Origin of the sequence: Rheinheimera sp., assembly GCF_036782235.1 — a bacterium.
Classification (GTDB): Bacteria; Pseudomonadota; Gammaproteobacteria; order Enterobacterales; family Alteromonadaceae; genus Pararheinheimera.
On record NZ_DAIPZL010000003.1, the window covers coordinates 119129 to 145883 of the forward strand.

The 26755-nt window shown below is 49.7% G+C and carries 19 protein-coding genes and 1 tRNA gene; 8 read left to right on the forward strand and 12 right to left on the reverse strand.

Annotation, left to right across the window (positions count from 1 at the left end; genetic code table 11):
- Nucleotides 1-193 precede the first annotated feature (193 nt).
- Complete coding sequence (locus tag V7P87_RS04625; RefSeq protein WP_333796380.1) at nt 194-2494, forward strand: putative bifunctional diguanylate cyclase/phosphodiesterase; 2301 nt, start codon at nt 194-196, stop codon at nt 2492-2494.
- On the opposite strand, the gene gloA is transcribed toward V7P87_RS04625, so the two are convergent.
- From gloA to V7P87_RS04675, 10 genes are all read right to left on the reverse strand, one after another.
- Nucleotides 2479-2880 carry a lactoylglutathione lyase gene (gene gloA / locus V7P87_RS04630; protein ID WP_260657758.1) on the reverse strand — a complete coding sequence of 134 codons (402 nt, stop codon included), beginning with the start codon at nt 2878-2880 and terminating at the stop codon, nt 2479-2481. The two genes, V7P87_RS04625 and gloA, sit on opposite strands and share 16 nt — an antisense overlap.
- A gap of 9 nt (nt 2881-2889) precedes the next feature.
- A complete protein-coding gene (gene nth, locus V7P87_RS04635) occupies nt 2890-3522 on the reverse strand; it encodes an endonuclease III (protein WP_333796381.1) in 633 nt (210 codons plus the stop codon).
- Nucleotides 3523-3645: 123 nt separating this feature from the next.
- Nucleotides 3646-4362, reverse strand: coding sequence for an electron transport complex subunit E (locus V7P87_RS04640; protein ID WP_333796382.1), 717 nt, complete (start codon nt 4360-4362; stop codon nt 3646-3648).
- Between the two features lie 7 nt (nt 4363-4369).
- Nucleotides 4370-5002 carry an electron transport complex subunit RsxG gene (gene rsxG, locus V7P87_RS04645; protein ID WP_333796383.1) on the reverse strand — a complete coding sequence of 211 codons (633 nt, stop codon included), beginning with the start codon at nt 5000-5002 and terminating at the stop codon, nt 4370-4372.
- A complete protein-coding gene (rsxD, locus tag V7P87_RS04650; RefSeq protein WP_333796384.1) occupies nt 5002-6081 on the reverse strand; it encodes an electron transport complex subunit RsxD in 1080 nt (359 codons plus the stop codon). Before rsxD ends, rsxG begins: the two co-directional genes overlap by 1 nt.
- Nucleotides 6078-8633 (reverse strand): electron transport complex subunit RsxC, encoded by a 2556-nt coding sequence (gene rsxC / locus V7P87_RS04655; protein ID WP_333796385.1) that lies wholly within the window; start codon nt 8631-8633, stop codon nt 6078-6080. Before rsxC ends, rsxD begins: the two co-directional genes overlap by 4 nt.
- Nucleotides 8634-9221, reverse strand: a complete 588-nt coding sequence (rsxB, locus tag V7P87_RS04660) for an electron transport complex subunit RsxB (protein WP_333796386.1) — start codon at nt 9219-9221, stop codon at nt 8634-8636.
- A gap of 2 nt (nt 9222-9223) precedes the next feature.
- Nucleotides 9224-9805 carry an electron transport complex subunit RsxA gene (gene rsxA / locus V7P87_RS04665; protein WP_333796387.1) on the reverse strand — a complete coding sequence of 194 codons (582 nt, stop codon included), beginning with the start codon at nt 9803-9805 and terminating at the stop codon, nt 9224-9226.
- Nucleotides 9806-9970: 165 nt separating this feature from the next.
- Nucleotides 9971-11893 carry an EAL domain-containing protein gene (locus V7P87_RS04670; RefSeq protein ID WP_333796388.1) on the reverse strand — a complete coding sequence of 641 codons (1923 nt, stop codon included), beginning with the start codon at nt 11891-11893 and terminating at the stop codon, nt 9971-9973.
- A gap of 217 nt (nt 11894-12110) precedes the next feature.
- Nucleotides 12111-12187, reverse strand: a tRNA-Asn gene (locus tag V7P87_RS04675).
- A gap of 673 nt (nt 12188-12860) precedes the next feature.
- Between V7P87_RS04675 and V7P87_RS04680 the strand changes: the two genes are divergently transcribed.
- The 3 genes from V7P87_RS04680 to V7P87_RS04690 all read left to right on the forward strand — a co-directional run bounded on the left by V7P87_RS04680 (nt 12861) and on the right by V7P87_RS04690 (nt 17339).
- The gene (locus tag V7P87_RS04680) at nt 12861-14225 is read left to right on the forward strand and encodes an MATE family efflux transporter (RefSeq protein WP_333796389.1); all 1365 of its coding nucleotides are present in this window, start codon (nt 12861-12863) and stop codon (nt 14223-14225) included.
- 100 nt (nt 14226-14325) lie between these two features.
- A complete protein-coding gene (gene uvrB, locus V7P87_RS04685) occupies nt 14326-16329 on the forward strand; it encodes an excinuclease ABC subunit UvrB (RefSeq protein WP_333796390.1) in 2004 nt (667 codons plus the stop codon).
- 206 nt (nt 16330-16535) lie between these two features.
- Entirely contained in the window at nt 16536-17339 is an 804-nt protein-coding gene (locus tag V7P87_RS04690; protein WP_333796391.1) for a putative porin, read from the forward strand.
- Nucleotides 17340-17577: 238 nt separating this feature from the next.
- On the opposite strand, the gene V7P87_RS04695 is transcribed toward V7P87_RS04690, so the two are convergent.
- On the reverse strand, nt 17578-18477 hold the full coding sequence (locus V7P87_RS04695) for a LysR family transcriptional regulator (RefSeq protein ID WP_333796392.1): 900 nt from the start codon (nt 18475-18477) through the stop codon (nt 17578-17580).
- Between the two features lie 106 nt (nt 18478-18583).
- Here V7P87_RS04695 and V7P87_RS04700 point away from each other — a divergent pair, with 106 nt between their 5' ends.
- The 4 genes from V7P87_RS04700 to V7P87_RS04715 all read left to right on the forward strand — a co-directional run bounded on the left by V7P87_RS04700 (nt 18584) and on the right by V7P87_RS04715 (nt 25466).
- The gene (locus V7P87_RS04700) at nt 18584-19669 is read left to right on the forward strand and encodes an efflux RND transporter periplasmic adaptor subunit (RefSeq protein ID WP_333796393.1); all 1086 of its coding nucleotides are present in this window, start codon (nt 18584-18586) and stop codon (nt 19667-19669) included.
- A gap of 3 nt (nt 19670-19672) precedes the next feature.
- Entirely contained in the window at nt 19673-22732 is a 3060-nt protein-coding gene (locus V7P87_RS04705) for an efflux RND transporter permease subunit (protein WP_333796394.1), read from the forward strand.
- 209 nt (nt 22733-22941) lie between these two features.
- On the forward strand, nt 22942-23697 hold the full coding sequence (locus V7P87_RS04710) for a substrate-binding periplasmic protein (RefSeq protein WP_333796395.1): 756 nt from the start codon (nt 22942-22944) through the stop codon (nt 23695-23697).
- Complete coding sequence (locus tag V7P87_RS04715) at nt 23694-25466, forward strand: M14 family metallopeptidase (protein ID WP_333796396.1); 1773 nt, start codon at nt 23694-23696, stop codon at nt 25464-25466. The genes V7P87_RS04710 and V7P87_RS04715 overlap by 4 nt, the downstream gene beginning before the upstream one ends.
- Nucleotides 25467-25609: 143 nt before the next feature.
- On the opposite strand, the gene V7P87_RS04720 is transcribed toward V7P87_RS04715, so the two are convergent.
- The gene (locus V7P87_RS04720) at nt 25610-26677 is read right to left on the reverse strand and encodes an efflux RND transporter periplasmic adaptor subunit (RefSeq protein WP_333796397.1); all 1068 of its coding nucleotides are present in this window, start codon (nt 26675-26677) and stop codon (nt 25610-25612) included.
- Nucleotides 26678-26755: the final 78 nt, after the last annotated feature.

Sequence of the window (26755 nt, forward strand, 5' to 3'; positions counted from 1 at the left end):
TTACCTTGAGATGGCTATTTTGCCAAGCCACAATGTGTTGATCTGAGGTGCCTTGATATTTTTGCTGATTGCAGCAGACAAAACTGCCGTTTTCAGCGAATATTGGCTAGAATATCAAGCAATTGCGTTTCTGTATTGGCAAGAGCCCCCGCCAGTCAGCACCTGAATATTTCGCGCAGAGGAACTGTTACTGATGAAAGATATGGTACTGGTATCCTTTGTTGTCGACCTGCTGTTTGGTTTCCTGCTGTTATTTTTATACGTGCTGCAGCGCCGCGACCGCCACGCCCTGTTCTGGGGGCTGGGTCATCTCAGTTTATCGCTGCTGATTTTATTCTGGTATCTGCCTGCCACCGCCTTGCCGTTTCCCTGGTTAAAACACGAATTAATGACCTTACTGGCTTTTGGCGGCTGGTGTGGTTATTGGTTTGGGGGTCGTTGGGTGGTGGCCTATCAGCTGACATCCTGGCGTCGTGAACTGGGGCTTTTTCTGGTGCTGGCGTTATTGCTGCGCCTGAGTGTGGAAGTGGCGGATCCTTTTGCCTCTGCAGTGTCGGTCACAGCATTACTGCATTATTTTGTGATGACGGTGATTTTTGCTGCCAGCGGCTATTGGCTGTGGCAAAGGTTACCTGAGTATTGGGGTTTAGCGGTTATTTTCTGGGTGCGTAGCCTGATGACAGTGGTGATGCCTTTTGCGGTGGCATTTGAGCTGCAAGTTAATCTGGTGATGGCGCTGGCCTCTGTGGCGAAAATTTGTTGTCTGCTTGGTTTTGTTTATCTGCTGCTGGTGCAGTCTAAAAGGCGTTACAGCGCCATTATTGACAGTTTAAGCCACGGTTTTTTTGTGCGGGACAAAGCTGGCACTATAGTACGGGCTAATGATAAAGGGGCATTATTGCTTGGTTTTTCCAGCCGCGCTGATATTGAAGGTCAGAGTGTGACCCGGGTGCTGCCCAGATTAACTCAGGAAATGGCCGATGCGTTTTTTGCCAGGCTCACAGAGCCAGGCGCCAAAGCACCTTATATTGATGAAGCCGTGATCACCCTTTGCAACGGTAACATATTAGAGGCTGAATTTATCAGCTCGCCTTATTCCGAGTATGGCCAGTTGTATTGCCTGGTGCAGCTGTTGGATATTTCAGAACGTAAAACCCAGCAACGTGAACTACTCAAAGCGGCGGCAACAGATCGCATCACAGGACTGATGAACCGCAATGCGCTGGCCGATGAGCTGGATAAACTATTGCGGCAGCAAAAACCGCAGGCCCTGTTATTGCTTGATATTGACCATTTTAAACGTATTAACGACAACTTTGGTCCACAGCTGGGGGACAGTTTGCTGAAAAAAGTGGCCGAGCGGCTGCAACAGCGATTTGCCCCCTTAACATTGGCGCGTTTTAGCGGGGATGAGTTTGCGCTGTTATGGCCAATGCAGCCTGGGGTTGCTGCTTCGGAGCAGTTACAACAGCCGCTGGCGGCGCTGCGAGCAGTGTTTGAACCTGTGTTTGTGCTGAATGATTTGCAGGTGTCACTTAGCTGCAGTATAGGTATCAGCCTGGCACCGCAGGATGGTGACAACAGCGACACTTTAATTAAAAAAGCCGATATTGCCATGTACAGCGCCAAGCAGCAGGGCAGGCATAGTTTTGCTTTTTTCAGCGAGCCCATGCTGGAGCGCTCCAGACAATTATTGCAGCTGGATAACGAATTAAAACAAGCTATTAGCCGCAATGAACTGCAGTTGTATTATCAGCCGATAGTGCAAAGTGGCAAAGCTGGTTTTGTCAAAATGGAAGCCTTGTTACGCTGGCAGAGTAGCAGGCTGGGCCTGGTCAGCCCGGACCGTTTTATTCCGGTGGCGGAAGACAGTGGTTATATTGTTGAGCTTGGTGACTGGGTATTGGCACAAGGCTGCGCCCAACTGGCCAAATGGCAGCAACAATGCAAAAAACAGCTGACACTGAGCATCAACATTTCAGCGCTGCAGCTGGATAATCAGCACTTTGTCCCCAGATTAACACAGTTATTGGCCTTTTATCAGCTACAGCCTTGCCAGCTGGAGCTGGAAATTACCGAAAGGGTATTGCTGGATGATTCAGGTGAAAGCCGTGCTGTGATGACCCAGCTCACCGAACTTGGTGTGCTGATTTCACTGGATGATTTTGGCACCGGCTACAGCTCACTCAGTTATTTAAGCCGTTTTGCGCTGCATAGTCTGAAGATAGACCGCTCTTTTGTGCAGGCGATGTTTGACGGCGAGCGTCACGAACATCTGGTACGTGCCATAGTGGCAATGGGACAGAGTCTGCAGTTAAAACTGGTGGCTGAAGGGGTAGAAACCGAAGCGCAGGCCGGTTTTTTACAACAACTGGGTTGTCATTATCAGCAAGGTTATTATTACGCTAAACCACAGAGTGCTGAAGATATCAGTCTGCGCCTGGCGCAGACTGAAACCGATAATGCCGTCGGGCCGGATTATAATGTCTGGTAGTTTGCCTTTTTCTGAATCAGTTCAATGGCATAGTTGTCCGGATCACGGACAAAAGCAATTTCAGTGCTGCCACCTTTTACAGGGCCTGGTTCACGGCTGATCACACCACCACGGGCACGAATGTCGTCACAGGCTTTGTATACATCCTCCACTTCCAGCGCAATATGGCCAAAAGCGGTGCCAGCTTCGTACTGCGTCACACCATAGTTGTATGTCAGCTCCAGCACAGCACCGTCTTTTTCATCGCTGTAGCCCACAAAAGCCAGGGTATATTTATATTCCGGATTGTCGGACTGGCGCAGCAACTTCATGCCCAGCACTTCGGTGTAAAAAGCGATAGAACGCTGTAAGTCAGTGACGCGCAGCATGGTGTGTAAAATCCGCATTTGATGCTCCTATTCGGTTTTTTCTTTAAATTCGCACAGGTCTTCCACCAAACAGCTGCCGCATTTAGGTTTGCGTGCTGTGCAGGTATAACGGCCATGCAAAATCAGCCAGTGATGCACATCAAGCTTAAATTCTGCTGGCACCACCTTCAGCAATTTTTGTTCTACTTCATCGACATTTTTGCCGGGGGCAAAATTCATTCTGTTGCTGACCCGAAAAATATGGGTATCCACTGCGATTGTGGGCCAGCCAAAAGCGGTGTTCAGCACCACATTGGCGGTTTTACGGCCGACACCGGGCAAGGCTTCTAACGCCTCGCGGTTTTCCGGTACTTCACCGCCATGCTGCTCCAGCAGAATACGGCAGGTTTTAATGATGTTTTCCGCTTTGGTATTAAAAAGGCCTATGGTTTTGACATAGTCTTTCACTCCGTCCAGCCCAAGTTGGAGCATGGCTGTCGGCGTATTGGCCACGGCGTAAAGCTTGCGGGTGGCTTTATTCACACCCACATCTGTGGCTTGTGCTGACAACAAAACAGCGATTAACAGCTCAAAAGGTGTGCTGTATTCCAGTTCAGTGGTTGGTTTGGGGTTGGCATCGCGCAATCGGGTTAAAATTGCAATACGTTTTTCTTTATTCATCAGACTCTCTGCTGAGGTCGTGCTGCGGGATTAAAAACACGCAGTCGGTGCTATGTGCCAAGGAAAACCTGCGGCGAACTGCAGGCTTTTTAACATCAGTGCAGCTGGGCTAGGCCTGGCTTGTCAGTTGCCGCCGGCCGCACTTTCAGTACCTGAACTGTGCGTGACTCTGGCACGGGTGATCGTTTTGACTTGTTGCTGTTTCTTCTTTTGCCGTAAATCAATGGCATTTTTGGCGGCAATTAAGCAGCCCAATACGATAAAAGCACCAGGTGGCAGAATAGCCAGTAAAAAGTGGCTGTCGCTTTGGTACAGCTCTACTCTGAGCACTGTGGCCCAGCTGCCGAGCAGCGCGTCAGCACCGTCAAATAAGGTACCCTGGCCCAGCACTTCGCGCACTGCGCCCAAGGATGCCAGTACAGCGGTAAAACCCAGTCCCATCATCAGGCCATCCACTGTGGCCGGTAAAATAGCATTTTTAGAGGCAAAAGCTTCGGCACGGCCAATCACAACACAGTTGGTGACAATCAACGGAATAAAAATGCCGAGCGACTGATAAAGGGCGTAGGTATAAGCATGCATCAGCTGTTCTATCGCTGTTACCACTGCGGCTATCACCATCACAAAAACCGGAATACGGATTTCGTTGGGCACCTGATGGCGAATAAGCGACACCACAAAGTTCGTGCTCATCAGCACCAGCATAGTGGCAAGACCAAGCCCCAAAGCGTTGGTGAGCGTAGCGCTGGTGGCCAATAGCGGACACAACCCCAATAACTGCACCAGGCCAGGGTTATTTTGCCAGAGGCCCTGCCGGGCTATTTCCTGATATTGATTCATCAAAACCTCATTGCCCCTGAATGTGACAGTTAGCTTGCTGCGACATCAGTTCAGGATGTTGTTTTAAATACAAAGCGGTGCGTTTGACAGCTGCTATCAGCGCTCTTGGCGTAATAGTAGCACCGGCAAACTGATCAAACTGACCCCCGTCTTTTTTTACGGCAAACCTTTTATCGTCAACGCCCTGTACTTGCTGCTGCGCCAGGCTGTGGATCCAGTCACTTTTGCGTGTTTCAATTTTATCGCCAAGGCCTGGGGTTTCTTTATGATTTAATACCCGCACCGCCATGACGGTGCCTTGCAGATCAATAGCAGCGAGGAGCTGAATATTGCCGCTATAACCATCAGGCGCTGTGGTTTCCACCACAAATGCCGGTGTCTGAGTTTCAGCGCGCCAGCGATACAGTTTGGCTTCAGGCTGAAAAAACACCTCAGGCTGACGAAGCACCACACAGTCTTGCAATAGATCCGGGGTTGCCGCGCCAGCTGGCAACACTTCCTGAATTAACCTTAATTTTTCAAGTTCAGTCTGACGGGCAATTTCAGGTGCCGTCAGCTGGTTAATGCTGCTGACCAGAGCCACACAAATAGCTGCAGCAGTGCCAAGCAGCAGCGCATTTTTACTGACAAACTTCAGCATCAGTGCGCTCCTCTATTTTTGTGAGTATGGGGTCTGTGCCCATAGGTTCTGGGTCTGGTGTAATAATCAATTAAAGGTACGGCGAGATTTGCCAGCATGACGGCAAAAGCGACGGCATCCGGGTAACCGCCAAAACGGCGGATCAGAAAAATCAGCAGGCCAATCAGCGCACCATAAATCAACCGGCCGCGCTCTGTGGTAGAAGCCGACACCGGATCTGTGGCAATAAAAAAGGCCGCCAGCATAGTGCCGCCGGAGAGCAGATGAAACAGCGGACTGCCGTTGCGATCAGCGTCTATCAAGTAAGCCAGCAAACTACAGAGCGCAAGGCTGCCCAAAAGCGCTACCGGAATCCGCCACTGAATGATCTTTTGTTGTAATAACCAAAGACCCCCGGCTAAAAACGCCAGATTGACCCAGTTCCAACCGATACCGCCAATAGAGGCGAATATTTTGTGTTGCTGGCTTTCACTGACAGTACGGCCGGCGGCTAAATCGGTTTTTAGGGTGTCCAGTGGTGTTGCCATCGTCATGCCGTCGGCGTCGGTTTTTAACTGGGTTATGCTGTAACCGGCACAGCTGAAGTCGGTAAACACGGTACAGATCGGATCCAGCAGGTGTTGTTGCTGCGCCTGCAAACTTTGAGGCGGCAACCAGCTGGTCATTTGCTGCGGAAAAGAAATCAGCAGCAGTACATAAGCGGCCATGGCCGGGTTAAACAAATTATGACCCAAACCACCATACAGCTGTTTCACCACAATAATGGCAAAGGCAGTGCCCAGAACGATGATCCACCAGGGGGCAAAAGGTGGAATGGCAACGGCCAACAGCACAGCGGTTAACAGGGCGCTATTGTCTTTGAGCCTAAGCAACACAGGTTTACCGCGCCAGTACAGGATCAGCGCTTCACTGGCCAGGGCAGTGCTGATGGCAAGCAACAACTGCAGCAACACGCCAAAACCAAAAAAGTAACACTGGGCAGCAATACCCGGAATACAGGCCAGCGCCACTTTACGCATCAGCACATGGGTTTGTTGCTGACTGTGGTTATGTGGCGAACTGGCTATTCTGAAACTCATGCCTCATCCTCGGAAGTGCTGTTGTCTGTAGCGGCTTGTTGTCTGGCTTTAGCGCGGGCAATAGCGGCGGCAATCGCCGCTTTTTTGGCATCAAGCTGAGGGTTATCCGTTTGTGCGCTGGGCTCAGACGCGCTTGCTGTTGCTGTGGCAGTTTCGGACTGTTGCCTTGCTTTGGCTCTGGCTATAGCAGCGCTTAACGCTGCCTTTTTGGCTTGTTCTTTCTGATCTGCCACAGTGCTGCTGTCTGCCATTGCCGCTGTGCCGGGTGATTGGTCAAGCGTTGGCTGGTCCAGTGTATTTCCAGTTGCATCAGTGATTTCAGTGACTTCAGCCGCTTGTGTTGGTGCAGTAGCCAAGCCTTGTTCAGCAGTCAGCGCGGCCTTTTTGGCTTTCGCTCGGGCAATGGCAGCGGCAACAGCAGCAGCTCTTGGATCTTCAGCAGGAGCTGCGCTCTGTTGTGCTTCTGCCTGCTCTGCGGCACCAACCTGAACCTGAGGTGCATCAGCGGGTGCAGCAGCTGCAGCTTTTTTTGCTTTGGCGCGGGCAATAGCAGCGGCTACTGCGGCCGCTCTTGGATCTGCACTTTGTGCTGCAGCTTCAGAGGCAGTGGCTGCGTCTGTAGCCTGATTTGCTGCGGGCTCAGCCTGAGCTGTTGTATCAGCACTTGCGGCTTTTTTTGCTTTAGCGCGGGCGATAGCGGCAGCCACAGCTGCGGCGCGCTCATCCCCTGTTTCTGCCGGTGCATCAGCTTGATTAACAGGCGAAGTGCTTGGCTGAACTGTAGCTTCTGCTGTGGCTTTTTTCGCTTTGGCACGGGCAATAGCAGCGGCGACAGCTGCAGCTCTGGCATCGCCTGCTGGTGCTTCGCTCATTTCTGTAGCTGCCTGTTCCTGCGCAGTGGCCTGAGTCTGTGCTGTTTGGGCAGCGCTATGCTGCAGCTCTTTGGCGGCCTGATAAGCGCGTGCTTCGGCTTTTTTACGTTCGCGCTCGGCAATGATCTGTTCTTTGGAAAGTGGCTGTTGCGCCGGATGGCTGCTGGCGACCCGCTCTGCGGCTGCGGCAATTTCCTGTTGTTTTTGCTGCGCATCCAGCATTTGCTGACGCTGCGCCGCTAACGCCTGATTGCGCGCTGCACGCTCTTGTTTTTCTTTTTCCAGCCGCTCGTTGCGCGCTTCAAACCGGGCTTTGGCCTGTTCAGCTTTGAGCTCGTCACGGCTTTGTTCACGAATTTCGGCTTTGGCTACCCGGTAATAATGCACCAGCGGAATTTCGCTCGGGCAGATATAAGCACAGGCACCACATTCAATACAGTCGGCCAGATTGTATTCTTTGAGTTTGTCCTGATCTTTGGCTTTGCTGTACCAGAGCAGTTGCTGGGGTAACAAAGTGGCAGGGCAAACTTCAGCACAGGCACCACAGCGGATACAGTCCATTTCCGGACCTGCCGATGGTAACTCCTGTTGGGTTGGCGCCAGAATACAGTTGGTGGTTTTCACCAGCGGCACCGACAAGGAGGGCAGGGTAAAACCCATCATAGGCCCGCCCATAATCACTCTTTGCTCGGGCTCGGGCATAAAACCACAAGCGTCCAGCAACGCGCCGACCGGCGTTCCAATCAACGCATGCATATTTTGTGGCTGGCTCAGGCTGTCACCTGTGACAGTAACAATACGGGAAATCAGCGGTATATCTTCCAGCACCGCCTGGGCTATGGCAAAAGCAGTGCCAACGTTTTGCATCACAATGCCAATGTCGAGCGGCCGCCGGCCTGCCGGTACTTCTTTGCTGGTGAGCAGCTGAATCAGCTGTTTTTCACCGCCGGACGGGTATTTCGCTGGAACTACCCGCACCAGATATTGCTCGCGCTGACTACAGGCTGCCTGCATGGCTGCAATGGCATCGGGCTTGTCATCTTCAATGCCAATCAGCACAGCGGCCGGGCTTAACAGCTGGCATAAAATATCAATGCCTTTAACAATAGTGGTGGCATATTCCTGCATCAGCACGTCGTCGGCACTGATATAAGGTTCACACTCCACAGCGTTGATGATCAGATAATCAACGCCGGCCGAACCACCACTTTTCAGATGGGTTGGAAAACCGGCGCCGCCCATACCGGCAATACCGGCCTGCTGGATACGTTTAAGTAACAGTGCTTTGTCTGATTCCAGTAAGTTCAGGCCATGACGCGGCCGCCATTCTTCCAGACCATCAGGCTCTATCACCACACAAGGCTCAGGCAATGCAGAAGGGTGCGCTGCGATATGGGGTTCAATGGCAACAACGATGCCTGAAGTTGGCGCATGCACCGGCACTGCCATGGCACTGTCAGCTGCAGTCAGTGCCTGACCTTTGAGTACTCTTTGCCCGGTTTTTACCAATAAAGCACCTGCGACACCAATATGCTGGCGCAGCGGCACATATAAACGTTCAGGTAATGACAAACGGCCAATAGGTTTTTGACTGGTGTAGTCTTTGCGGGCCGGTGGGTGAATGCCACCATGAAAATCCCACAACTTGCCTGCTTTAATTTGCTGAAACAAGGACGGCACTTAGTTTGTCTCCACCAGATTTTTACTCACCGGATTTGCGTCTATCACCCGCACCGGAATGGCCTGTAAGTCCCATTTCCAGCGTTCGACTGTGCCGGGCAACGGAACCATATCAATACAGTTTACCGGGCAAGGCTCAACACAAAGGTCGCAGCCGGTGCATTCATCCACCATCACAGTGTGCATTTGTTTGGATGCGCCTACTATGGCGTCAACCGGACAGGCCTGAATACATTTGGTACAACCAATACATTCATCTTCACGGATATAAGCCACTCGTTTGATGGCCGGGGTCTGGCTGCTGTCCAGTGGTGTTGCAGCAACGCCCATCAGATCAGCGAGCTTTTTAATAGTGGCATCACCGCCGGGTGGACATTTATTAATAGCGTCGCCATTGGCAATAGCTTCGGCATAAGGACGGCAACCCGGGTAACCACATTGGCCACATTGGGTTTGCGGCAGGATATCGTCAATTTGATCCACCAGTGGATCAGCTTCCACCTTAAATTTAATGGCGGCATAACCCAATACGGCACCAAAAATCAGGGCAAGCAGGGTAATAGCGCCAAGGGCGATAAAAATCGACATGGTTACACCTTCACCAGACCGGTAAAACCCATAAAGGCCAGCGACATCAGGCCTGCCGTGATAAGCCCAATAGCAGCGCCTCTAAACACCACAGGCACATCAGCACTGGCAAGGCGTTCCCGCATGGCAGCAAATAACACCAGCACCATCGAAAAACCCACAGCGGCACCAAAACCATAAATGACAGAACCAAGCAGCCCGTGGTTGGCTTTGACATTTAACAGCGCAACACCTAAAACGGCGCAGTTGGTGGTGATCAGAGGCAGGAAAATACCCAGCAGCCGGTATAAAGCCGGGCTGGTTTTATGCACCACCATTTCAGTAAATTGCACTACAACAGCAATCACCAGAATAAAACTTAAAGTGCGTAAATAACCAAGCTCCAGCGGAGCCAGAATGTAACTGTCCACCAGATAGCTGCACAAGGACGCCAGAGTCAGTACAAAAGTAGTGGCCAGACACATGCCAATGGCGGTATCGAGTTTGTTGGACACCCCCATAAAAGGGCAAAGGCCAAGAAATTTTACCAGTACAAAATTATTGACCAGTATTGTACTGACGAGTAAAAGCAGAAATTCAGTCATCATCACATCATCATCTGGTGGTCAGACGGGCGCAGTGTCATCAAGAAAAGCGGGCTGGCACGGGCCTGTTATTTTGGGTGCGCTATTATGCGGTCTTTAAAAGCAGCAAACAACCCGACAGAAAACAAGGTTGTTTGTTGTTTGCTTAAATTTACGGCAGGGCGCTCAGAGCGGCGCCGGTTTGCCGATGTAATAGCCCTGGGTACCGTCAATAAATAACGATTCCAGCATATGTTTTTCTTCCTGTGACTCAACACTTTCGGCCAGCACTCCCACGCCAATACGGTGGGCGAGGTCGATCATCAGCCGCATAAAATATTGATTGTTTTTGTCTTCATCAATATGACGGGTATAACTGCCGTCCATTTTGACAAAGTCCGGTTTTAAATCACGGAAGAATTTAAAGGAGGTAATACCCACACCAAATTTTTCGACTGTTAAGCGGCAGCCACAGCGGTGCAACATGTCGATAAACCTTTTACTGGTTTTTAAGTTTTGCTGCAGCCCATATTCGCTGACTTCAAACACCAGTTTGGTCGCGATAGAGGCATCTTTCAGTAACCGCCGCTCCAGCCAAATGACAAACTGATCATCATGCACACAGCGGGGCGACAGATTCAGACCAAAATACTGATCCTGCATATTGCGGTTTTTAATGGTGGTGAGCGCAGTTTCAATAATCAGCCGGTCAACCGCGATAATTTTGTCCAGCTTTTCTGCCATGGCCAGAAATGATGCGGTTGGCAAAATCTGATCTTCAATGGTTTTAAAGCGCACCAGAATTTCTGAATAGGTTTTTGACGACCGGTTCGACGGCTGCACTGTTTGTAATAACAACGAAATACGACCGTTATCCAGCACATCGTCAATAACATTGCGCCAGTTCTGATTGCCATAACCACCTATACCAATTTCACCAACGGCACTGTCTTTTTGAACGTGCCAGCTGTTGCTTTGTTTCGTTTGCGCCAGGCTAATTGAAGTGTCGGCAACGGCCAGAATTTCGCCCAGCGGTTTGCCGGTTTCATAACTGACCAAACCTGTATAAGCCACTGAATCAAGTTCAGCAATTTTTTGGTATTCGTTTAACCTGCTTTGCAGCTGAGTGGCAAAGTTTTCCGCGTCTTTTAGCGTGACACGCGGCAGCAGAATGGCAAAGTCGGAACTATTGAGCCGGTACACTTTGTGGTCGCGATAGCTGGCGGCGACTTTCTGAATTAACTCACTGACCGACAGAATGTACTTGTCGCCTTCCTGAAAACCGCGGCTCTGGTTGATATTCTGCAGTTCAGTACAACGGGTGATGGCAAAAATACCAAAGTCTTTTTCACTGCCTTCACGCAGGTGTTCTTCATAAAATTGCACAAAACGGTTGCGGTTGGGCAGGCCGGTAATAGAGTCACGAAAGGCATCTTCGGTCACCTGTTTGGCGGCTTGTGACATTTCATTAAATTGTTGCTGGCTAAACTGGGCAAATTTGTTCAGTGACAGCGCTACATCTTCAAATTCATCTGTTAAATCCTGTGTTTGCAGCTCAGCAGCCGGATCACGCATAAAACGTTCAATGGCATGGCTGATGTTGTAACTGACTTTGCGAAGTTGTGCTTTTAATAACAGCGGCGTCAGTAGGGCAGGTAATAAACATAAAAATAATGGTGCCAGTAACGCCATCCAGAACGCTTGCAGGAATACGGCGTTGGAACGGTCAAAATCCGGAATAAACTGCAGTTGTAACTGGTGTTCGTCGTTTTTAATAGTGGCTGCTTTTTGTTCGATACCGGTCAGACTAAAAATTTGTTCCAACAGGGTAGAACCACTCGTGGCATTGTTGTGCTCATGCAACACTGTGCCGTCCAGTTTGCTCAGCTGTAACATTTGTGGATTGGTGCTGGCGCGGATTTGCTGCACCAGAGTTTTGTAATCTTCGCCAACAAAGTTTTTCAGCAGCTGCGTCAGCGCTATCTTCTGGCGGTCATAACTTTCTTTGACATGTTGTTGTTCTGTCGTCACCAGTGCACTTAACACTATGGCAAGCAGCAGCAGTACGCAGACAAATTGGGCAACAAGCAGGGTCCGTAACATTTTCATAGCGGCGCACTTTCCAATTTTCGCAGGGGATCAACTCAACTATAGACGGCATCCTGAATCAACAGGAACAAATGAGCTCTATAAATTCAATTAAAACAAAAAATTGCAGTGAAATAAACAGACTTTACGCCGGTTGGCAGATTAAAGCGTCGAATGTGGCAAAATGCCGTGAAGGCAGTGGGAATTTATCGTGAAATAAAAAGAATCTGTCTTTAGGTGGCTCCCCAGGTTGGACTCGAACCAACGACCTACGGATTAACAGTCCGCCGCTCTAACCGGCTGAGCTACTGAGGAACTGTGTCTGCAACGGGGCGCCATACTAATGCGCCTCTTTCAGGCTGTCAACAGTTAAACCAGCACAAATCTTTGATTCTGATTCACTTGCCGATTGTTTAGCCAAAGTGTCGAAAAAGTAACAAATGCCGCTGTTTTTTTGCTGTTTTTACGTTGATCCAGCAGGAGCAAAAAGGCGATCTGGCGCCAGCCTATAGCAGATAAGGGCTGGCGCATGTTACTCACAGAATCTGTGGATATCTTTGTGGATGACTGGTGTCACTCCTGTGTGAAGCCAGCAATAATGCGGCTTAGCGCCAGATCAATATCTAAATTAAAAAATATTTATTGCTTTAAAAACAATGGCTTGTGAAAAATGCTTTTTCATGGTGCGGCAAAGTGCTGCATTTTCTGCCGAAGATGTCGGCAATATGGCAATTGTGAACTGTTTTTGTGCGATAGCAGGCTAAATTCTGCCCTTTTGGCATTCTGTTCCGGGATCTGTACCAGCTTTGATGCCGGATCCAGGCCGGGTTGAGAGTTGGGACGCGTCTTGAATTCTGGTTGCTGTTTTTTAAGTTTGGATAAAGTGCTGCAATGCTTTGTCAGCAGAACTGATAAAAGTTGTGGCTGTTGATGGAGCTCGCTGCAACTTTTCACTACAATAGCGCACCCTTGCCCCAAGACTCAGCTTATGAGCAACACAGCTTTAAAAAAAACCGATATGACTCAGGGTGATATCCAGCAGACGTTAACCCGTATGACGGTGCCTATGCTGTTTGGCATGATTACCTTAATGTCGTTTAATCTGGTGGACACTTTTTTTATCAGCATGCTGGGTACCAAAGAGCTGGCGGCGGTCAGTTTTACTTTCCCTGTCACTTTTACCGTGATTAGCCTTGCCATTGGTTTGAGTATTGGCACTTCGGCGCTGATTGCCAAAGCCCACGGCAGTGGCGACAGCTCTGCGGCCAAAGCGGATGGTCTGGCAGCACTCTGGTTGTCGGCTTATCTGGTGGCGGCTTTATCTTTATTGGGTTATCTCTGTATGGATCCGCTGTTTCGTTTACTCGGCGCCAAAGATGATACTTTACCTTTTATCCATGATTATATGAGCTGGTGGTTTGCCGGCGCCGTATTGTTAATCACCCCTATGATAGGTAATGCCGTGCTGCGCGCAGCAGGTGATACCAAAACCCCGAGTTTAATGATGGCTTGCTCCGGACTGGTCAATGCTGTGCTGGATCCTATCCTTATTTTTGGTATTGGCCCTGTGCCGGCCATGGGGGTTGAAGGGGCGGCTATTGCCAGCCTGATTTCCTGGCTGGTAAGTTTTAGCCTGATTTTATATCTGATCATTTATCGCAGAGGTCTGATTAACAGTGGCCATCAGCCCCTGTCAGAATTTTTGGCGATCAGTAAACGTATTCTTCATATAGGTTTGCCGGCAGCAGGTGCCAATATGTTAACACCGCTGGCGATGGCTATTTTAACCGCTGTAATGGCAAGTTACGGTGCCCATGCAGTGGCCGCTTATGGGGTAGGTGCCCGGCTTGAAAGTATTGCCTGTTTAGTGGTGCTGGCACTGTCGATGACCTTGCCGCCTTTTGTCAGTCAGAATCTGGGGGCAGGAAAGCTCGAAAGGGTCAAAACCGGTTATCAGCTTTGTATCCGTTTTGTGCTTGGCTGGCAGTTTGCGGTGTATTTGCTATTGGCTGCTGGCGCCTGGTGGATTGCCTTGTGGTTTTCTGATGATCCGGAGGTGATTTCGCTGATCCGCAGTTTTATCTGGATTTTGCCACTGGGGTATGGTCTGCAGGGCATCGTCATTTTAACCAATTCATCTTTTAATGCGCTGCATTTACCGATGCGGGCGCTTGCACTGAGTGTGGTGCGGCTTTTTGTGTTTTATGTGCCTATGGCCTGGCTTGGCGGCAAACTTTTTGGCGTGTTGGGTGTGTATAGTGGCGCTTTACTGGCCAATGTGATCATTGCCGCTATTGCTTTTTATTGGTTTCAGAGCACGCTTGCCAGTTTGCAAAGGGTCAAAACGTTGTAGTAGTGCAAAGAATTAAAAGCTGCCGGGCCTCTATTACTGTTGGTACCAGGTTCTGTTGGTCTCAGACTGGTTGCTTTTGCGTTTCTTACAGGGAAAGCTTATGTCACGCGACTTTAAACTTCATTCACCATATCAGCCATCCGGCGATCAGCCCACCGCCATTGCGGCACTGGTGGACGGTTTAGAAGCGGGTCTGGCCCATCAGACCCTGTTGGGGGTTACTGGCTCAGGTAAAACTTTTACCATGGCCAATGTGATTGCCAGCGTAAACCGGCCGACGCTGATTATGGCGCACAATAAAACCCTGGCGGCGCAGCTTTATGGCGAAATGAAAGAGTTTTTCCCCGATAACGCCGTCGAATATTTTGTGTCTTATTACGATTATTACCAGCCTGAAGCTTATGTACCGGCCAGTGATACCTTTATCGAAAAAGATGCCTCTATTAACGAACATATAGAACAGATGCGTTTATCAGCCACCAAAGCGCTGATGGAGCGCCGGGATGTGGTGATCATCGCCTCAGTCTCCGCTATTTACGGTTTGGGCGACCCGGAATCTTATATGAAGATGCTGCTGCATCTGAAAGTGGGTGACATTGTTGATCAGCGTTTTATTCTGCGCCGTTTGGCTGAGCTGCAGTATCAGCGCAATGATATGGCGTTTGAACGCGCCACTTACCGGGTGCGCGGTGATGTCATTGATATTTTTCCGGCCGAGTCGGATGAACTGGCAGTGCGGCTGGAACTGTTTGATGAAGAAATAGAACGTATCAGCCTGTTTGACCCACTCACAGGTGCGGTGGAAAAAGTGGTGGCGCGTTACACTATTTATCCCAAAACCCACTATGTGACGCCCAGGGAGAAGATCCTCGAAGCGGTCGACAGGATCAAAATAGAGCTGGCTGCCAGGCGTGCTCAGCTACTGGCGGAAAATAAACTGATTGAAGAGCAGCGTATTGGTCAGCGCACCTTGTTTGATTTGGAAATGATGGTGGAGCTCGGGTACTGCTCGGGCATTGAAAACTACTCGCGTTATTTATCCGGCCGTGCTGAAGGTGAACCACCACCAACCTTGCTGGATTATTTCCCGGCCGATGGCTTGATGTTTATTGACGAATCCCATGTCACTATTTCACAAATTGGCGCCATGTATAAAGGCGATCGGTCGCGTAAAGAAAATCTGGTGAATTATGGTTTTCGCTTGCCGTCGGCGCTGGATAACAGGCCGCTGAAGTTTGATGAATTTGAAGCCATAGCACCACAACGGATTTATGTGTCGGCCACACCTGCAGCTTATGAGCTGGAAAAATCAGCCGGTGAAGTGGTGGAGCAGGTAGTGCGGCCAACTGGCCTCATTGACCCTGTCATTGAGATCCGCCCTGTGGCCACTCAGGTGGATGATCTACTATCTGAGGCTTATCGTTGCAGTAAACTGGGTGAGCGTATTCTGGTCACCACTTTAACCAAAAAAATGGCGGAAGATTTAACCGACTATCTGCACGAGCATAATGTCAAAGTGCGCTACCTGCATTCGGATATCGACACCGTGGAGCGGGTGGAAATTATCCGCGATTTACGCCTTGGGGTCTTTGATGTGCTGGTAGGTATTAACCTGTTGCGGGAAGGTCTGGATATTCCTGAAGTGTCGCTTGTAGCCATTCTGGATGCCGACAAAGAAGGTTTTTTACGCTCAGAGCGCTCACTGATTCAGACCATAGGTCGGGCGGCGCGCAATGTAAAAGGCAAAGCCATTTTGTATGCCGACCGCATCACCGGCTCAATGCAAAAGGCCATCGATGAAACAGAGCGGCGCCGTGCCAAACAGATGACTTATAACGAGCAACATGGCATTACCCCAACACAAATTTCGAAAAAAATCGGCGATGTGATGGACTTAGGCCAGGATGCAAAAAATAACCAGCCACAACAAAAAGTGGCTGAGCATCTGCAGCTGGTCAAAGGCAAAACACCTTATCAGGTGCAGGCTGAGATTAAAAAATTGGAAGCGCAGATGCTGCAACATGCGAAAAATCTGGAGTTTGAGCAGGCAGCTGTGCTTCGTGATCAGGTTCATGCATTAAAGGCTGGTTTGCTGGAGATTTAGTAAAATTAAATTTAGCTGAATTTGATGTTCAGCTATTTTTTAAGATAGATAAATGCAAGATCTAATTTGTAAGTTAATGAATTTTAATTGTAATAAATTATATTTTGCATTTATCGACGTTATTCATAAAAAAATTTATCTATTCAGTTTTAATTAATTTTTCTTTTGGTAAGCTTGCCCCGTTATTTACAGCCGGAGGGCATTTTATGAAATCTTATCTTTTCCCTGTTCTTGTTCCTGCTTTGTTATCTTTGGGGTCTGCAACAGCTTTGGCTGGTTCTTATCAGTCGCAAACTGATGTGAACTATGGCTGGGCCGATGTTGAAGGTGCAGACTTATCTTCATGGAACCTGAAACAACGCTTTTATTTAGCACCGGTGCAAACCGAAGGGGCAGTGCCTTTGGCGGAAGCCGCGTTTATGCAGCGTCAGGCCAGTGTGCATGGTACTTTTAGTCGTGACACTATCGAATATGGTGAGTTTGAAGCCAATAACAACAGCTGGTCTGTCGGCGGCGAGTATATGGATAGCCGTCACGACTTTTATGCATCTTTAGACTGGCGTTTTGTGAACAACAGCAAAGAATATGAGGCCACCACTAAACTGGGCTTTTTTGTGCAAAACGACTGGTTAGTCACCGGTGATATTTACCATGTGAAAGATTCTGATGGCAGTACTTATCTGGAATATGGTGCCAGCACGAAAAAATTATTGGACTTAGACACAGGCGACTTTATCGCTATCACAGCCGGTATGCGTAATTTTAACCACTCGACCTGGACTGGCTACAACGTCGGTGCTGATTATTACTTTGGTAAAAATCTGTCGGTTGGCTTAGGTTATGAATGGGATTCCAAAGGTGTGTTCCAGACCGAAGCCGATGCTTATGAACTGCGCAGTCAGTGGTTTGCTTTGCCAAATCTGGCACTGAATGCGTCGCTCAAACGTATTGACTATCTGGACGACGAAGACGAAACCCTGTATCAGGTGGGCGCCAGCTACCGTTTCTAAGTCATAGTGTCACAAGCTCAGGCATCAGCACTCTGAGGGGAGTGTGGTGCCTGACAAAGCTTGATGCAGACACTGCATCAAGCCGCGCAACCAATGTAGTTCCTTGCTGATTGCCCTGCATTTGCAGGGCTTTTTTTTAGGTATAGGGCGACTGCGGGATCTCAGTGCGCCAAACTGTTGGCGTGCTGCCGCTGTTGCGCCTTCCGCTCTGCGGGGAGGCCGGACTCAGGTACAGGGCTTAACCAGTCACCCGCTGTTGTGAAGTCCATTGTTGCCATAAAAAGTCGGCGACAGGGCCAAGCAGCTGATCACGGTGTTTCACCAGATGCACTTCTCCCCGGATCGGGCCTGGCATTTCTTTGGTATAAATAGGCAGCAGAGTGCCATGCTCCAGTTCAGTCTGCACTTGATGCCGCGCCAGCATACCCCAGCCTAAATCGGCCAGCAGTGCCTGTTTCATACTCTGACTGTTATTAATTTTCAGCCGCTGACTGCTTTGTAATGGCAGTAGTTTGCCACTATCAAAATCAAGGGCGTTGGAGTCAGCCACCAGCTGCGGCAGTGCATGCAGTTGTTGGATGCTCTGTAATGGTTCGTTCAGTCTGGCCAATAACCCCGGGCTTGCCACACATAAAATATCAAACTCGCCAATGGCCACAGGTTCAAACTGGCCCAGACTGATAAAAACCGGAAACCAGGGACTGATGGCCAAATCGGTTTGCTGGTGTTTTAGTTTTTCCAGCGCCTGCAGCCGGTAATCAAAGCTAATCGACAGTTCAGTCTGTGGAAACAGCTGCTGTGCCTGCAAAATAGCGGGCATTAAGGGCGAGGGTTCTACTGCTTCGTCAAAGGAAATCCGCAAACTGGCTTCAGCACCCCGGCTTAAATGTTTGGCCAGCGATTTTAGCTGTGCATGCTGGTGTAGCAACTGCTGGGCTTGTTGGTAAAAACGTTGTCCGGCTTCGGTCAGCCTTAAGCGATAGTGATTGCGGTCGACTATAGTAAAGCCGCATTGCTGCTCTAGTTTTTTCAGCGCCATGCTGAGCGCAGGCTGGGTTTTATGCAGTTGCAGTGCCGCCTGTTGCAGACTGTCACTCTGGCTGATGGCTTGCAATATCTGCAGGCTGGTTAAGTTCATAAGTTAATCTTATAAAGATATGCAATAAATATAAATTTAATCTGAATGTATTGGCTTGTATAGTGCCAGCCCGAATGTGGCTGATGTTTTGATGGAGCAACCTTGCATGGGCAAAAAATTAGTGATCGCGGCTTTGGTCGTCAGTTTGTCATTATCGGGCTGCCAGAAAGCTGAGCAGCAACAGAGTGCAGACGTGATCCGGCCGGTGAAATTACATCAGGTGAGTGATCACAGGGCACAGAGTATCCGGCAGTTTCCGGCATTGGTGGAACCCACCGAAAATGCCCGGCTGACCTTTAGAGTCAGTGGCAAACTGACGGAGCTAAAGGTGCGGCCTGGTCAGCAGGTTAAAAAAGGTGAGTTACTGGCAAGGCTGGATGCCACTGATTTTAAACTAAAAGTGGAACAGGCACAGGCGCGCTATCAATTATCTAAAGCGCAGTTTGACCGGGCCAATACATTGATCGGCCAAAAACTGGTATCACAGGCCATGTTTGATGAAGCCAAGGCGCAGCTGCAGGTGGCCGATGCAGACCTCAAAACCAGTCAGACCAATTTAAGTTACACCGAAATGCTGGCGCCTTTTAGCGGCACAGTGTCACGATCCTTAGTGGAAAATCATGAAAACGTGCAGGCACAACAGCCAGTGCTGGAGCTGCAATTGCGCGATATGGTGGATGTGGTGATCCAGGTGCCGGAAGATGTGATAGCGCTGGTGAAAAAAGACGTGTCTTACCAGCCAGAAGTTGTTTTTGACTCTTACCCGGCGCACCAATACCGCGCCAGCATTAAAGAGTGGGACACCAGAGCTGACCCTGCCACCAACAGCTTTAAAGTGGTGTTTAGTATGCCAACTCCCAAAGAATTTAATGTGCTGTCCGGCATGACAGCCAATGTCATCGCCGATTTAAGCCAGTTAACCCATCAGCCGGACGCGGCACTGTTGGTGCCTGCCACTGCGGTATTTGCCGCCAATGATGTGGCGCTTAAAGACAATCAGCGTTTTGTCTGGGTTTATTTGCCGGACAGTCAGCAGGTAGAGCGCCGTGCTGTCACCACAGGTGAACTGACGGCTGAAGGTATTCAAATCCGCTCCGGCTTGAGTGTGGGCGAGCAAGTGGTCACAGCCGGTACCCAGCAGCTACAGCCAGGACAAAAAGTGCGGCCATGGCAGCGTGAGCGGGGGCTGTAACAGATGGATGCTGCACATTATTTTATTAAAAACACCACTTCTTCCTGGCTGGTGGCGCTGATTTTATTGATTGGCGGCAGCTTAAGTTATCTCGGACTTGGTCAGCTGGAAGATCCACAATTTACCTTAAAACAAGCCATGGTGATCACCAGTTACCCTGGCGCTTCACCGCAGCAAGTGGAAGAGGAAGTCAGTTATCCGCTGGAAAATGCGATTCAGCAATTGCCTTATGTTGATCATGTCACGTCAATTTCCACCGCCGGCACTTCACAAATTATGGTGGAGATGAAGGGCATTTACCGCAGCAAAGAGCTAAAGCAAATCTGGGATGAATTACGCCGTAAAGTGCATGATTTAACACCACAATTGCCGCCAGGCGTCAAACCACCTATGGTCAATGACGATTTTGGCGACGTGTACGGCATGTTGTATGCCATCAGCGGTGATGGTTACAGCGATGATGAACTGCGTGATTATGTCGACATTTTACGCCGTGAGCTGGTGCTGGTGGACGGGGTTGGCAAAGTGTCAGTGGGTGGTGTGCAGCAGGAACAGGTGATTGTTGAAATTTCCCGCTCCCGTCTGGCCTCTTTGGGCATACCGCCTGCACAAATTGCCAGTTTATTGCAAACCCAAAACGTGGTGTCAAACGCCGGCTCGCTCAGAGTTGGGCCTGACAGTGTGCGGATTTACCCAAGTGGTGAGTTTCAGTCGGTCAAAGAGCTGGAGCAGCTGATCATCAGTAATCCGGCCGCTAAAGAGTTGATTTACCTCGGTGATGTGGCCAAGGTCTATCGTGCCAGTCAGGAAGTGCCGTCCCATATAGTGCGTTTTGGTGGCAAATCTGCGTTAACCCTTGGGGTGTCATTTAGCAGTGGTGTCAATGTGGTGGATGTGGGGAAAGCTGTAGCGGCGCGCCTGGCCGAACTTGAGTACACCAGACCTGTGGGTATGGACGTTAGTACTGTGTATAACCAGCCGGCCGAAGTACAGGTGTCGGTCGATGGTTTTATCCTGAATCTGGTGGAAGCCGTGGTGATAGTGATCTTGGTACTGCTGGTGTTTATGGGGCTGAAAAGTGGTTTTTTAATTGGCCTGATATTGCTACTGACTGTGCTGGGCACCTTTATTTTTATGCAGCAAATGCAGATTGAGCTGCAGCGGGTGTCGCTGGGTGCCTTGATCATCGCGCTGGGGATGCTGGTGGATAACGCCATTGTTATCGTCGAAGGCATTCTGATAGGCATGCAAAAACGCTTGCCGCTAAAAACCGCAGCATCGCACATAGTACGGCAAACCCAATGGCCATTATTGGGCGCGACTGTGATTGCCGTCACTGCTTTTGCGCCTATCGGGCTTTCCAGCGATGCCACAGGGGAGTTTGCCGGCAGTTTATTCTGGGTGTTATTAATCAGCTTGTTATTAAGCTGGGTGACCGCTATCACCCTGACGCCATTTTTTGCCAGTTTATTGTTTAAACAGCAGCCTGACACTGACAACAACAATCAGCAAGACGCCTTATACCGCGGCCTGATTTTTGATGTTTACCGGCTGTTATTAAATTTTGTGCTGCGTCACAGAGTGGTGAGTTATAGCGCCATGTTATTGATGCTGGTGCTGGCGGTGTTGGGCTTTGCCAAAGTAAAACAGGTGTTTTTCCCGGCCTCCAATACTCCGATGTTTATGGTGGATTTATGGCAACCTGCTGGTACTGATATCCGCCAGTCGCTGGAAGACAATCAGCTGGTATCGGCCTTCTTACAGCAACAACCTGAAGTGACGGCTGTGACTGCAACCATAGGCAGGGGCGCTGACCGTTTTATGCTGACCTACCAGCCAGAAAAAATTTATCCCTCTTATAGCCAGTTGATAGTGCGGGTGCAAGATAAAAGCCAGTTAGAGCCTGTGATGCTGAAACTGCGTGACTTTATTTTGCAACAGCATCCAAGGTTACAGCAAAAATTAAAACGGCTGGAGGTAGGCCCTTCAACAGCGGCTAAACTGGAAGCCAGGTTCAGCGGGCCGGATCCGGATGTGCTGCGTGCCCTGGGCGAAGAAGCTAAAGCCATCATGCAAAAAGATCCGGGCGCAACCAATATCCGGGATGACTGGCGTGAGCGGGTGAAAGTGATCAGGCCTGTGTTTAACGAAGCCGTGGCGCGCCGTGCCGGTATTACCAAACAGGACATTGATGATGTGTTGCTGACCCATGTCAGCGGCAAAACAGTGGGTATTTACCGCGACGGCACCCATTTATTGCCGATCATCAGCCGGCCGCCGCTCAATGAGCGTAGCAGTGTGGATACGTTAAAAGATTTACAGATCTACAGCCCAAAAATTGGCCGTTATATCCCAATCAGCCAGGTGGTCAGCAGTTTTGAGCTGGTCTGGGAAGATCCACAAATTATGCGCCGTGACCGTAAACGCACCCTGACGTTGATGGCCGATCACGACATTTTAAGCAACGACACTGCGGCTAATTTATTAAAAAGAGTAAAACCACAGATTGAAGCCATTCCCTTGCCAACCGGCTACAGCTTAAGCTGGGGGGGCGAGCTGGAAGCTCAGACCAAAGCACAAAAAGCTTTGTTTGGTTCTTTACCTCTGGGTTATCTGGTGATGTTTGTGGTCACTGTGCTGCTGTTTAATTCCAGCCGGGATGCCTTGGTTATTTGGGCTTGTGTGCCGCTGGCTATTATTGGCGTGGCCCTTGGTTTGTTGTTGATAGGTGTGCCTTTTGGTTTTATGGCCCTGTTGGGTTTTTTAAGTTTATCGGGCATGCTGGTGAAAAACGGCATTGTACTGGTTGATCAGATCCGGCTTGAGCTCAGTGAAGGCAGGGCTGCTTTTGAGGCAGTATTTCATTCAGCGGTGAGCAGGGTGCGACCTGTGGCAATGGCGGCTATTACCACAATACTTGGCATGATACCGCTGGTCGGTGATGACTTTTTTGCCAGTATGGCGGTGGTTATCATGTTTGGCCTTGGTTTTGCCACCATCTTAACGTTACTGTTCTTACCGCTGTTATATTGCACTGTATATCGCATTAAAACGCCGGTCTGAGCATAGGCCTGCATAAAACAGCAGAAAAGAGCCTGCTCCCAGGCTCTTTTTTTCGGATGATGTGCGGTCGTCCATCACGCGTTGCCACTATGTTTGCTAAAACAGCAGACACACCGTTGAATCAATCTGTTTCCCAAAGGTTGCTATACATTTTTGCAGCCTTGCCTTAGTCTGTTAACCCTGTCTATGAATGCTGAGCGGGGAGCTTGATGAAGCTGTTGTCTTTGCCTTTTTGGCTGATCACATTACCAGTCCTCTGGCTGCAGTCTGCAGCCGCTGCTGAGCAGCCACTCACCCTGGTGGTTGATAGTTATCCACCTTATATTGACGAGCTGGCTGAGCCACAAGGGGTGCTGACACAATTGGTGCAGCAGTCTTTTAGAAGTGTTGGTGTTGCCACCAAAGTACAATTTATGCCATGGCAGAATGTACCAACAGCGGCGCAGCAGCCCAATACCGCTTCTTTTTTATGGTTTAAAACCAACAAACTGGAACAAGACTGGTTGTTTTCCGATGCTTTAGTGGAAATTAAACAACAGCTGATAGGCCGGGTGGAGCAGGATTTCAGTCCCGATCGCTGGGATGAACTGCGCCCTTATCGGCTGGGGGTCACAGCCAACTATTTTTATGGCGCTGAATTTGATGTGCAAAAAAGCGAATTTCAGCTTGAAACCGCAGTGTCTGATTACATCAGTTTGCAAAATTTGTTGTCCGGTAAAGTAGATTTTGTACTGATGGACCCTGTGGTGGCTTATCAACTGCTCAAACAGCTGCCTGCGCCAACGGCAAAAGTGCGGTATCTGTCGAAACCTGTCTTGACAGCGCAGCGCGCTTATCTGGTATGTTCACGCAACTATTTGCCTTGCAGTGACATTATCCGCAAATTTAACCTGGGCCTTGCCAAGCAGCGCAAGGCCGGTCTTGATGAAAAACTATTTGGTGCCGGAGTGACCATTTCCCGATGAAAACTTTGTATTTAGCCGTGGTTGCCGCACTGGCCCTGCCTGTGCTGGCTGATAGCCATTTGCCACCTGTTGCCGCCTGGCAAGGGGCTTCTGAAAGCCTGATCCAGCCAGCGCACCCCTGGGTCACGCCCGCTGAACTGACGGGGCTGACCGACAGCCCGGATTATCAAAGCACCATGACTTATTTAAAAAAGCTGGTGGAAAGTGCGCCTGCGCTGCGCCTTGAAGTGCTCGGGCAAAGCCCACAGGGCCGCGATATTGTGCTGGTTAAAGCCAGTCAGCAACCGGATTTAATTGGCCGCTCGGGCCGGCCCACCTTGTTGGTGCAGGCGGGCATTCACAGTGGTGAAATTGACGGCAAAGATGCCGGCCTGATGTTGCTGCGTGACATAGTTCATGGTGACAAAGCGGGCTTATTAAATAATGTTGATTTGTTGTTTATTCCGATTTTGTCGGTCGATGCCCATGAAAGACGCGGCAGTTTTAACCGGATGAATCAACGTGGACCCGCCACTCAGGGCTGGCGCAGTACAGCGCAGAATCTGAACATCAACCGCGATTATGCCAAAATTGACAGCCCTGAAGTACGGGCTGTGCTCAAGGCTATTAATCAGTATCAACCGGATTTATATCTGGATATTCATGTCACCGATGGTGAAGACTATCAATACGACATCACCTATGGCTTTAATGAACCTTTTGCCAGTTTAAGCCCGAACGGGGCCAGCTGGCTGGCGCAGGTGTACCGCCCCGGCATTGATAAAGCACTGAGCCGTCAGGGGCATATTCCGGGACCTTTGGTATTTGGCCTGGACTCGCAGGATTTTAGTAAAGGTTTATCCGGCTCTACGTCAACACCCAGGTTCTCCAATGGATATGGTGATGTGCGGCATTTGCCAACAGTGCTGGTGGAAAACCATAGCTTAAAACCATATAAACAGCGTGTCCTTGGCACCTATGTGATGTTGGAACAAACACTGAAGTTATTGCAGGAGCAAGGCAAAGTATTACAACTGGCGAAAAAAGCCGATGAAAATGCGCGGCCACAACAACAGGTACTGGCATTTAAGGCGGCTGAGCAGCCTGATCTGATCCAGTTTAAAGGTATTGGTTACGAGCTGGTGCACAGTGACATCCTCAAAGGCTCTTATGTCAAATGGACAGGAGAGCCAAAGGAATACCAAGACTTACCTGTATATTGGGAAAAAGTGCCGGCGCTGGAAGTGGAAGTGCCCAAAGCGTATTGGATCCCGCCGCAGTATCAGGATGTCATAGAACGACTGTCACTGCATGGGGTACAGATGAGCAAGCTCAGCAGTGCTAAAACGCTGGAATTGCAGCAGCTGATCGCCTCAGCGCCCAAATTTGCGGAAAAACCTTTTGAAGGCCGTTTTGGGGTCAGTGCTGATTTTCAGATCAGCTGGCAGAATGTCAGCCTGCCGGCAGGTTCAGTGCGGGTCAGTACTGATCAGCCCTTAGGTGCGCTGGCGGTGGCTTTATTACAACCTCAGGCTCCGGATTCGTTTTTTAGCTGGGGCTTTTTCCACGGTATGTTTGAACGCACTGAATATTTTGAAACTTATGCGTTAATTCCCTGGATTGAGCAGCAGTTAAAAACCGACACCAAATTAAAACAGGCTTTTGCCGATGCGGAAAAACAGGATGAACAACTGAAAAAAGATGGCCGTGCCAGATTACAGTGGTTTTATCAGCGCTCGCCTTTTTATGATCAGAGTTACCTGAAATATCCGGTGCTGCTGGAGCGTTAAGTCAAAGCCTGAGCCTGGTTGTTCAGTGAGTAAAAAGCCGCTTTTAAAAGCGGCTTTTTGTTGGTGTTGTTGCTGTTGTCTTAGTCACGGCAGCGCAGGCGGTACATTGCTGAAGGTTTTTGTGAAAGAAAGCTTTTGGAACTTTAAGGTGGCGGTGGTGAGTCGCGACTCACCAGCTCCACCTGCTGGCCATTATTCAGCCCTTGCTGACCACGGACCACCAGCTGGTCGCCGGGTTTAATGTCAGACTGGATAATATAATAACTGTCGGTACTGCCCAGCACGTCCACATCCAGCCGCTCCACAGTGCCGTTGTCTTTAACGCGCCAGCTGTGATAGGTAATTCCTTCGAGTTCAATCGCATCTGAAGGCACCTTGGTAATATTATTGGCTTTTACCGCCATGGTAATTTCCTGGCGGTAGCCCACCAGAATATCCCTTTTGTCTTTAGCCGGATGGTCAAAATATAAAATCAGGTTATCTGAGGTGGCATCCAGTTGCTGGCTGACTTCCCTGAGTTTTAACGGCTTGCCATTAAAGTCAAATCTGTGACCTTTTAATGCCACCACATTCTGATAGGCCATCACCGACAGTTTACATTCCAGCTGTTTGTTCTGTGTCGACATCAGCTGTAAAATGGCCTGGCCTTCAGCAAGCTGGGCGCCGGGTTCTGAATTGACGTTAATCACCTGGGCGTCAAAAGGGGCATAGTGTTTTAATCTTTTATGCCGGGCTTCGGCCAGCTGCAGCTCCAACTCTAGTCGCTGCATTTTCAGGCTGGCGCTGTCCAGTTGCAGTTTAAATTTGTTCATTTCAGCAGAGGACGCCAGGCCTTTTTTGCCGAGCATAGCAGCACGGTTAAATTCGTCGGCAGCAAAAGCTTTGGCCACCCGCGCCGATTCAATGTCGGTGCGAATAAGCGCAATTTGCTGATTCAGATAAATATCGTCCTGCCGCGCCACCAGCTGGCCTTTTTTCACCGAAGTGCCCACAGGTAACAATTCCAGTAATTCAGCACTGGCATGGCTGGCAATACGGTGAGTCACAGGCGCAGCCACCACACAAGGCAAAGTATGGGTGACGTCGCTGTTATGGTGTAAAGCCGGTTCTATCGAGACTTTTTTGGCTGTGGCAAAGACCGCAAAACTTGGGCTCAGGCCACAGACCAATAAGGCACATACTGCGACGGTTTTGGGCTTTTTGAACAACATCCGGCAACTCCACAAAATCAGCAGCGCAGGGGCGCTGCTGCAAAAGTGGCCATTTTAACCGCTAATGGCAAATTCGTC